The following is an 8,811-nucleotide window of genomic DNA, read 5'->3' on the forward strand; positions in this document are numbered from 1 at the left end:
GTATGTCAATGAGCCATGAACACGGCGGACCCGATGCCCTGGGCGTGCCCCGCTGGGACTTTTCGACCAACGCCAACGCCGTCGGGCCGTGCCCCACGGCGCTGGCCGCTGTGCAACGGGCCGATCCGCAGCGCTACCCCGACCCCGCCTACACCGGCCTGCGCGGTGCGCTCGCCGCTTTTCACGGTGTCGCGGCCGAGCGCATCGTGGTCGCGGGCAGTGCGAGCGAGTTCATCGCGCGCACCACGGCAGCCGTGGTGCGCGTGGGCGGGCAAAGCGTCTGGTGGCCTGCGCTGGCCTATGGCGATTACGCACACGCGGCAAAGGCCTGGGGCCTTCAACGTGTGGACGATCCGGCAAAGGCCGATCTGCTGTGGCTCTGCGAACCGTCCAGCCCGCTGGGCACGGCCGAACCCCTGGCGCAGGCGGTGGCTGGGCAGGGCGGTGTGGTGGTGCTCGACCGCGCCTACGAACCGCTGCGCCTGAGCGGCGACTGCAGCCTGGGCGCCGACGCACTCGACTCCGTGTGGCAACTCTGGTCGCCCAACAAGGCGCTGGGTCTGACGGGGGTGCGCGGTGCCTACGCCATCGCGCCGCTGCAGGGCCTGGCCCTGGCCCGCTCGCTGGAACAGATGGCGCCATCGTGGCCCCTCGGTGCCCACGCGGTCGCGATGCTCACGGCTTGGGTGCAGGCTGACACGCAGCGCTGGCTGGTGCAAAGCCGCTTGCAGCTGGCCGAGTGGAAGACCGCTCAGCGGGCGATGCTGCAAGACGCGGGCTGGCAGTGCCTGCCCAGCGAGGCGAACTACCTCTGTGCCCGCGCGCCGCACGCGCTGGACGTCGAAGCCCTGCGCGCCCAAGGCATCAAATTGCGCGACACCACCTCGCTCGGTCTGCCCGGTCACTGGCGCCTGGGCGTGTTGTCCCCTCAGGCGCAGGCGGCGCTGGCCGAGGCGCTGCAAACCAACACGGAGATCCATTCATGACCGCCCTGTGTGTGATGGTGCTCGGCACCACCAGCGGCGCCGGCAAAAGCTGGCTGACCACGGCCCTGTGCCGCCACTACGCGCGCCAGGGCCTCAAGGTCGCGCCGTTCAAGGCGCAGAACATGAGCAACAACGCTCGGGTGGTAGCAGGTCCCGGTGGTGCCCTCGGCGAGATCGGCAGTGCGCAGTATTTCCAGGCGCTCGCCGCGAACACCGAACCCGAGGTGCGCATGAACCCGCTGCTGCTCAAACCCGAGGCCGACACGCGCAGCCAGGTGGTGCTGATGGGGCAGGTGAGTGAAGAACTCTCGACCATGCCCTGGCGCGGCCGCAGCGAGAAGGTCTGGCCGGCGATCACGGCCGCGCTGGACGCGCTGCGCGCCGAGAACGACGTGGTCGTCATCGAAGGCGCGGGTTCGCCGGCCGAAATCAACCTGCACGCCAGCGACATCGTCAACATGCGCATCGCCCGCCATGCGCAGGCGCGCTGCCTGCTCGTGACCGACATCGACCGCGGTGGCGCCTTCGCCCACCTCTACGGCACCTGGGCGCTGCTGCCGGCCGACGAACAGGCGTTGATCCGCGGCTTTGTGCTCAACAAGTTCCGCGGCGACGCGGCGCTGCTCGCGCCCGGCCCGCAGATGCTGCAGGACCTGACCGGCGTGCCCACCGTGGCGACGCTGCCGATGTGGTGGCAACACGGCCTGCCGGAGGAAGACGGGGTGTTTGACATGACCCCCACGCTCGGCACTGGCGTGTCCTCGCTGCCCCCCAAGGGGGCTCGTTTCGCCTTGGGGCGGCCCGGCGGCGAAACCGCGACAAGACCCGCGTCGATCACCATCGCCGTCATCGCCTACCCACGCATCAGCAACCTCGACGAGTTCCAGCCGCTGAAGAACGTGCCCGGTGTGCGCCTGGTCTGGGCGCGCAGCCCGGCCGATTGCGCGGGCGCGGACTGGATCGTGCTGCCGGGCTCCAAGGCCACCGTGGCCGATCTCGCCTGGCTGCGCGCGCAGGGACTGGACCGCGCCGTGGCCGAACACGCGGCGTCGGGTGGTGCGGTGCTTGGCATCTGCGGCGGCCTGCAGATGCTGGGCGAGGCGTTGATCGACACGCACGGCATCGACGGCAACGCGCCCGGCCTGGGCCTGCTGCCGCTGGTGACCGCGTTCGATCCGCAGAAAACCGTGCGCCACACGCAGACGCGTTTCACCGCGCTGGCGGGCCTCTGGGCGGCGCTCTCTTCGGTGAAAGCCGCCGGCTACGAGATCCACCACGGGCAAACCGCCCAGCACCCGGCCATGGCCGCCAAGGGCGACGTGGCGCGCGCTGTGTTGCCCGACGGCCTGGGCTGGCAAAACGCCGCCGGCAATGTGCTCGGCGTCTACCTGCACGGCCTGTTCGAAGACCCGCGCGTGTTGCACGCGCTGTTCGGCGCCAGCGCGCCCACGCTCGACAGCGTGTTCGACGGCCTGGCTGATTTCATCGAACAGCACGTCGAACCCGGCGTGCTCAACCAACTCATCCAACCCTGACCCTGGAGCCTGCCATGTCCTACACCCCTCCCGTCATCGCCGACATCGCCCAGCCCGCGCTCGCCGCGCGCCTGCAGCACCTGCTGGACAACAAGACCAAGCCGCTGGGCTCGCTGGGTCGCATCGAGGCGCTGGCGCATCGCATCGGTGTGATCCTCGGCAACGAATCGCCCGAACTGAAAGACCCACAGCTGGTGGTGTTTGCCGGCGACCATGGCCTGGCCGCACGCGGCGTGTCGGCCTACCCGAGCGATGTGACCTGGCAGATGGTCGAGAACTTCCTGGCCGGCGGCGCGGCGGTGAGCGTGCTCGCGCGGCAGCACGGCATCGGCCTCACGGTGGTGGACTGCGGTGTGCGTCACGACTTCGCTCCTCGCAAGGGCTTGCTCATCCACAAGGTCGCGCCCGGCACGGCGGACGCGCTCGAAGGCCCGGCCATGAGCGCCGCGCAGCGCGACACCGCGCTGGCCAACGGCGCCGCGCTGGTGAAGGCGCTGCCGGGCAACGCGCTGCTGCTGGGCGAGATGGGCATCGGCAACACCTCGGCCGCGTCCATGCTGCTGTCCCGTCTGGCCGGCCTGGCCGTGGCCGACTGCACCGGCGCCGGCACGGGGCTCGACGCCGAGGCCGTGCAACGCAAGATCGGCATCCTGCGCGAGGTGCTGGAGCGCCACGCCGAGGCACGGCAACCGATGGACGCGCTGGCGGCGTTCGGCGGTTTTGAGATCACCACCATGGTGGGCGCGGTGCTGCAGGCGGCGGCCGAGCGCCGCGTGATCGTGGTGGACGGTTTCATCGCCAGCTCGGCCGTGCTGGTGGCCGCGGCATTGCAGCCGGCCGTGCTGCAGCGCTGCGTGTTCGCGCACCGCTCGGGCGAACGCGGCCATGCGCTCATGCTCGCGCACCTGCGCGCCGAGCCGCTGCTCGACCTGGGCCTGCGCCTGGGCGAAGGTTCGGGTGCGGCCATGGCCTGGCCGCTGCTGGTGAGCGCCTGCGCCATCCTGCGCGAGATGGCGAGTTTTGAGGCGGCGGGGGTGTCGCGCAGCGACGAAACCACGCCTGTCTGAGGAGCGCACGGTGCACGGCGAAGACGCTGAGCGGCCCTCCGACCGGAGCGCCAGCCCTGGAACCGGCTGGGCCGGGCCAGAGGCTGTGTCCCCCCTCCCGCAGGAGAGGGGGGAAGACGCGCAGCGGCGCAGGGGGGTGTTCATGCCCGTCCGACACTTCCTGCTGGCCCTCCAGTTCTTCACCCGCATCCCGGTGACGGGCCGGCTGGCGGCCTGGGTGGGCTTCAGCCCGGCCATGCTGCGCGCCAGCGCCGCGCACTTCCCCGGTGTGGGCTGGGTCGTTGGCGCGTCCACGGCGGCGGTGTTCGCAGGTGTGTGGTGGTTCCTGCCCGCGCAGCCGGCGGCGCCCTGGGTCGCGGCGCTGCTCAGCACCGTGTTCAGCGTGATGCTGACCGGCGCGTTCCACGAAGACGGCCTCGCCGACACGGCCGACGGCCTGGGTGGCGCGGTGAGCCGCGAGCGCGCGCTGGAGATCATGAAAGACTCGCGCATCGGCTCCTACGGTGCGATCGCGCTGGTGCTGGCCTTGCTGAGCAAAGTCGCGTTGCTGGCGCTGATCGCGCAGAGCGGCGGCGCGGCGGTGGCGGCGCTGGCGCTGTTGGCCGGGCACGTGACCTCCCGGCTCATGCCGCTGTTCATCATCCACACGCTGCCCCACGTGGGCGACACGCCTTTGTCCAAGTCGAAGCCACTGGCCGAGAGCATCGGCCTGGGTGGCCTCGTGGTGGGGCTGGTCTGGTGGGGGCTGGCGATGGCGCTGGTCCTGTGGCTGTTGCCCACCGTGCGCTGGGCGCAGGCCGTGCTGGGTGCGCTGATCGGCCTGGCCTGGATGTGGCGCCTGCTGCGCCGCCGCCTGCAGGGTTTCACCGGCGATGGCCTGGGCGCCACGCAGCAGGTGTGCGAGCTGCTGTTTTACCTGGCGCTGGCCTTGTCATTGCCCGCGGTCGCACCGTGAAGCTCTGGCTGCTGCGCCACGCCCGCGTCACGCTGGAGGCCGGGCTGTGTTACGGCGCCAGCGACGTGCCGGCGGACGCCGCGCTCACGCAGGGCGCCGCCGAATCCGCCGCTGCGCTGCTGCCGCAGGGGCTGCCGGTCTGGGTGTCGGGCCTGGGGCGCGCGCAGCAACTGGCCCACGCGCTGCGGGCACTGCGCCCCGACCTTCACACACCGCTCACCGACACACGCCTGAACGAAATGGACTTTGGCCACTGGGAGCTGCAGCGCTGGGACGCCGTGCCCCGAGCGGCCTTCGACACCTGGATGGCCGACTTCGCCCATCACCGTTTCGGCGGTGCCGAGAGCACGCAACAGGTGATTGACCGCGTGGCCGACGCGCTGCATGGGCTGCGCGAAAGCGGGGCCAGCGAGGCGTTGTGGGTCACCCATGCGGGCGTGATCCGCGCGGCACAGTTTGTGGCCGCGCACGGGCGTGGACCGATCACCGACGTGGCGCAGTGGCCGCAAGAAGCCCCCGAGCCCGGCAGCCACCTCTGCATGGACATCTGATCAGGGCACACTGTTGCCCATGGACATCCCACACTCCAACCCCCGAGCCAGCCTCGCCCGCATGAAGGCGCTGGCGCTCGGCTTGCTGCTGCTGGCCGTGGTGATTTACAGCGTGGCCACACTGCTCACCCCGCGCCACCCCGCCTGGGCCTATGTGGCCGCCGCAGCGGGCGCGGCGGTGGTGGGCGCGCTGGCCGACTGGTTCGCCGTGGTCGCGCTGTTCCGCCATCCGCTGGGCCTGCCCATCCCGCACACCGCCATCATCGTGGCCAACAAGGACCGGCTGGGCGCGCAGCTCGCGCGCTTCCTGGGCACGCACTTCCTCACCGCCGAACACGTGCGCCCCATGCTTGAGCGCTGGGACCTGGGCCAGGAGCTGGGCCGCTGGCTGGCGCAGCCCGAGTCCGCCGCGCGCGTGGGCCGGTGGCTGCAGCAGGCCACGCCGGCTTTGCTGAACGCGCTGGACCAGCCGCTGGTGCGCCAGTGGGTCGCGCAACTCGCGCAGCGCCTGCTGCGCCAGGTGGACGTGGCCACACTCGCCGGGCAAGCGCTGGCGGCGCTCACACAACACGGCCACCACCAGCAGTGGCTCAACGGCCTGTTGCAGCAACTGGCGCACTGGGCCGAACAAGAGGGTGTGCAAGAGCAGCTCACCGAGCGCATCGCGGGCGAGCTCAAACAACTCAAGTACGTGGGCCTCGACCAAATGGCCGCGCGCCTGGCCACCCGCAAGCTGGTGGCCGCGCTCACCCACACCCTGGCCGACGTGGCGGCCGACCCGCAGCACGAGCTGCGCCACCGCTTCGACGACTGGATGGCGCAGTCCATCCAGCGCCTGCAGACCGACGCCGACTGGCAGGCCCGCGTGGCCACCTGGCGCGACGCCTGGCTCGATCAACCGTTGTGGAACGAGCCCATCGAAGCCTGGTGGCACGAGGTGATGCAGCGCCTGGGCGACGAGGCGCTGCAACCCGACACCACGCTGGCCGAGCGCTACGCCAGCGTGGCGCAGACCGCCGGCCAGCAGCTGCTGGCAGACGCCAGCTTGCGCGGCTGGCTCAATGCCCAGGCCCAGCAGGTGCTGCTGCGCGCGTTGGAGGGCAGCCGCGACAACATCGTCGGCTTCGTGGCGCAGCGGGTGGAAGCCTGGGACGCGCACGACATGAGCCGCGTGCTGGAAGAGCACATCGGCCGCGACCTGCAGTTCATCCGCATCAACGGCACGCTGGTGGGGGCGTTGGTGGGGTTGCTGCTGCATGCCTTGACCGAAGCGGCGAAGGCCTGGATGGGCGGGTGAGGGCTCAGGCCGAACGGATCTGTGGTTGCCGTTCAGCCCACCGTCTTCGGCGTGAAATCGCAATACGCCGACACCGCGCACCGGTGGCACAGCGGCTTGCGCGCTTGGCACACGTAGCGCCCCAGCAAGATCAGCCAGTGGTGCGAGTCCACCGCGTAGGCGGGCGGCACGCGCTTGAGCAGCTGTTGCTCCACCGCCAGCGGCGTCTTGCCTGGGGCCAGGCCGGTGCGGTTGCTGACGCGGAAGATGTGCGTGTCCACCGCCATGGTGGGCTGGCCGAAGGCCACGTTGAGCACCACGTTGGCCGTTTTGCGGCCAACGCCGGGCAGGGCTTCCAGCGCCTCGCGCGTGCGCGGCACCTCGCCGCCGTGGCGCTCCACCAGCATCTGGCAAGTCTGCATCAGGTGCTTCGCCTTGCTGCGGTACAAGCCAATGGTCTTGATGTAACGCTCCAAGCCGTCCTGCCCGAGCGCCAGCACTTTCTGCGGCGTGTTCGCCACGGGAAACAGCTTGCGCGTCGCCTTGTTCACGCCCACGTCGGTGGCCTGGGCCGAGAGCAGCACAGCGGCCAGCAGCTCGAACACGCTGGTGTATTCCAGCTCGGTGACCGGGTGCGGGTTGGCGGCCTGGAGGGTGGCGAAGAAGGCTTCGATGGCGGCGGTTTTCATGCCGCGCAGTGTAGTTCGGAGGTAGAAGAATCCATGGGACGGGTGACCGTCCGACGCCGAGGCGGCCCACCCCAGGGCACCGCCGGGCCGGCTGTGCCGGACGGCCAGTGCCGCCCCCTGGGGGGTAGCGCGAAGCGCTGCGGGGGGGACTCAATGCACTGTGGACGCGTCCACGAACATCTGCGCCTGTGGCAGGCGGCTGCTGAGCCAGTCCACATCGACGTGCAGGGCGGCCAGCACGTCGCCCGGCAGCTTGTCCACGGTGTCGGGGTTTTTGGGGTCCGACTCGGCCAGCAGTTCGGCCACGTGCAGCACCGCGCCCAGGCGCGAGAAGGGCCGCGCAGCCATCGGGTCGGCCGATGCCTCCAGCGCGTGCACCACGGCCTCAGGGAAGCGCCAGCGCCGCGCCATCTCGGCCGTCACCTGGCCTTCAGTGAAGCCCAGCATCGCCGACTCACGTTCCCAGCGGGCGCCGGGGTGGTGCGGCAGCTTTTCGATCTCGGTCAGGCAGCCGGGGATGTTTTGCGCCATCACCAGTTCACCCAGCCGCACCATGAAGCCGGTGAGCCAAGCCTGGTCTGAGTCGGCGCCGATGCTGTTGGCCAGCCACTGCGCGTAACCCCCGCAGACCTGGCTTTCGCGCCAGAAGCTGTCGCGGCTCAGACCGGGCACCACGGGGAAAGCGTCGTTGAGGCAAGACGAGAGTGCCAGCGTGCGCACCTGGCTCACACCCACGAGGGCCATGGCGTCGTCGATGCTGCTCACCGTGCGCGAAGCGCCGTAGCGCGCGCTGTTGGCCAGGCGCAGCAGCTTCACGGCCAGCGCCGGGTCCTTGGCGATGGCTTTGCGCACCTGTGCGAGCGGCGCATCGTCGTCGTTGAGCGAACGGATCAGTTCGTGCGCCACCTCGGGCATGGTCGGCAGTGTGAGGTTCTTGAAGAAATCGGCCATCTGGGACATCGTGTGGCTCCGGTGTGGGACGTCGGCGATGGCGTGCGCTCAGTGCAGGCGCGACGCTTCCATGTAGCGCTGCGCCTGTGGCAGGCGGCTGCGCATCCAGTCGGCGTCCACGTCGAGCGCGGCGAGCACGTCGGCGGGCAGGTCGTCCACCGCCGCGAAGCTCGGTGTGGGTGTGGCGGCGAGCAGCTCGGCCACGTGCAGCACCGCGCCCAGGCGCGAAAACGGCTGGGCCGCCATCGGGTTGGCGGCCGCGTCCAGCGCGCTGACCATGTCGTCGGGAAAGTTCCAGGCGCGCGCCAGTTCGGCGCTCACCTGGCCCTCGGTGAAGCCCAGCATCGCCATTTCGCGCTCCCAGCGGGCGCCGGGGTATTGCGGTTGTTTTTCGAACTCGATCACGCAGCCCGGCACCTTCAGCCCCATCAGCAGCTCGCCCACCCGAGCCATGAAACCCGTGAGCCAGGCCTGCTGGCAGTCTGAGCCGGTGCCGCTGGCCAGCCACTGCGTCAATCCACCGTAGCTCTGGCTCTCGCGCCAGAAGGTTTCGCGGTCGAGGCCCGGCGCGATGGGGAAGGCATCGTTGAAGAACGAGGCCAGCGCCAGCGCGCGCACCTGGCCCGTGCCCACGCGGGCGATGGCGTCATCGATCGTGCCGACCCTGGAGTGGTTGCCATAGTGCGCGCTGTTGGCCAGGCGCAGCAGTTGCACGGCCAGCGCCGGGTCGCGCGAAATCACGTCGCGCAGCTGGTCCAGGGGCACGTCGTCTTCGTTCAGCGAACGGATCAGCTCGTGCGC

General features: G+C 70.4%; 9 protein-coding genes. 6 read left to right on the forward strand and 3 right to left on the reverse strand.

What is annotated here, in order from left to right:
- Positions 1-8: 8 nt before the first annotated feature.
- From B0E41_RS16810 to B0E41_RS16835, 6 genes are all read left to right on the forward strand, one after another.
- Positions 9-986, forward strand: coding sequence for an aminotransferase class I/II-fold pyridoxal phosphate-dependent enzyme (locus tag B0E41_RS16810; RefSeq protein WP_077332387.1), 978 nt, complete (start codon positions 9-11; stop codon positions 984-986).
- The gene (locus B0E41_RS16815) at positions 983-2,521 is read left to right on the forward strand and encodes a cobyric acid synthase (protein WP_077332389.1); all 1,539 of its coding nucleotides are present in this window, start codon (positions 983-985) and stop codon (positions 2,519-2,521) included. Before B0E41_RS16810 ends, B0E41_RS16815 begins: the two co-directional genes overlap by 4 nt.
- Before the next feature lie 14 nt (positions 2,522-2,535).
- Complete coding sequence (cobT, locus tag B0E41_RS16820; RefSeq protein ID WP_077332391.1) at positions 2,536-3,588, forward strand: nicotinate-nucleotide--dimethylbenzimidazole phosphoribosyltransferase; 1,053 nt, start codon at positions 2,536-2,538, stop codon at positions 3,586-3,588.
- A 142-nt stretch (positions 3,589-3,730) separates the two neighbouring features.
- Positions 3,731-4,543, forward strand: coding sequence for an adenosylcobinamide-GDP ribazoletransferase (locus tag B0E41_RS16825; protein ID WP_077332419.1), 813 nt, complete (start codon positions 3,731-3,733; stop codon positions 4,541-4,543).
- A complete protein-coding gene (locus B0E41_RS16830) occupies positions 4,540-5,094 on the forward strand; it encodes a histidine phosphatase family protein (protein WP_077332393.1) in 555 nt (184 codons plus the stop codon). Before B0E41_RS16825 ends, B0E41_RS16830 begins: the two co-directional genes overlap by 4 nt.
- Positions 5,095-5,113: 19 nt before the next feature.
- Positions 5,114-6,391 carry a DUF445 domain-containing protein gene (locus B0E41_RS16835; RefSeq protein ID WP_077332395.1) on the forward strand — a complete coding sequence of 426 codons (1,278 nt, stop codon included), beginning with the start codon at positions 5,114-5,116 and terminating at the stop codon, positions 6,389-6,391.
- A gap of 32 nt (positions 6,392-6,423) precedes the next feature.
- Here the strand turns inward: B0E41_RS16835 and nth are convergent, their stop codons facing one another.
- The 3 genes from nth to B0E41_RS16850 form a co-directional block, all read right to left on the reverse strand.
- Entirely contained in the window at positions 6,424-7,059 is a 636-nt protein-coding gene (gene nth, locus B0E41_RS16840) for an endonuclease III (RefSeq protein ID WP_077332397.1), read from the reverse strand.
- Positions 7,060-7,209: 150 nt separating this feature from the next.
- Positions 7,210-8,019, reverse strand: coding sequence for an HDOD domain-containing protein (locus tag B0E41_RS16845; RefSeq protein ID WP_077332399.1), 810 nt, complete (start codon positions 8,017-8,019; stop codon positions 7,210-7,212).
- 39 nt (positions 8,020-8,058) lie between these two features.
- The coding region (locus B0E41_RS16850) for an HDOD domain-containing protein (RefSeq protein ID WP_077332401.1) at positions 8,059-8,811 on the reverse strand (753 nt) is incomplete at its 5' end.

Source organism: Hydrogenophaga sp. A37, from assembly GCF_002001205.1.
GTDB lineage: Bacteria > Pseudomonadota > Gammaproteobacteria > Burkholderiales > Burkholderiaceae_C > Hydrogenophaga.

Coding starts and splice junctions, on each gene's coding strand:
- B0E41_RS16810 (WP_077332387.1), top strand. CDS start 9: ATGAGCCATGAACACGGCGGACCCGATGCCCTGGGCGTGCCCCGCTGG.
- cobT (WP_077332391.1), top strand. CDS start 2,536: ATGTCCTACACCCCTCCCGTCATCGCCGACATCGCCCAGCCCGCGCTC.
- nth (WP_077332397.1), bottom strand. CDS start 7,059: ATGAAAACCGCCGCCATCGAAGCCTTCTTCGCCACCCTCCAGGCCGCC.
- B0E41_RS16825 (WP_077332419.1), top strand. CDS start 3,731: ATGCCCGTCCGACACTTCCTGCTGGCCCTCCAGTTCTTCACCCGCATC.
- B0E41_RS16815 (WP_077332389.1), top strand. CDS start 983: ATGACCGCCCTGTGTGTGATGGTGCTCGGCACCACCAGCGGCGCCGGC.
- B0E41_RS16835 (WP_077332395.1), top strand. CDS start 5,114: ATGGACATCCCACACTCCAACCCCCGAGCCAGCCTCGCCCGCATGAAG.
- B0E41_RS16845 (WP_077332399.1), bottom strand. CDS start 8,019: ATGTCCCAGATGGCCGATTTCTTCAAGAACCTCACACTGCCGACCATG.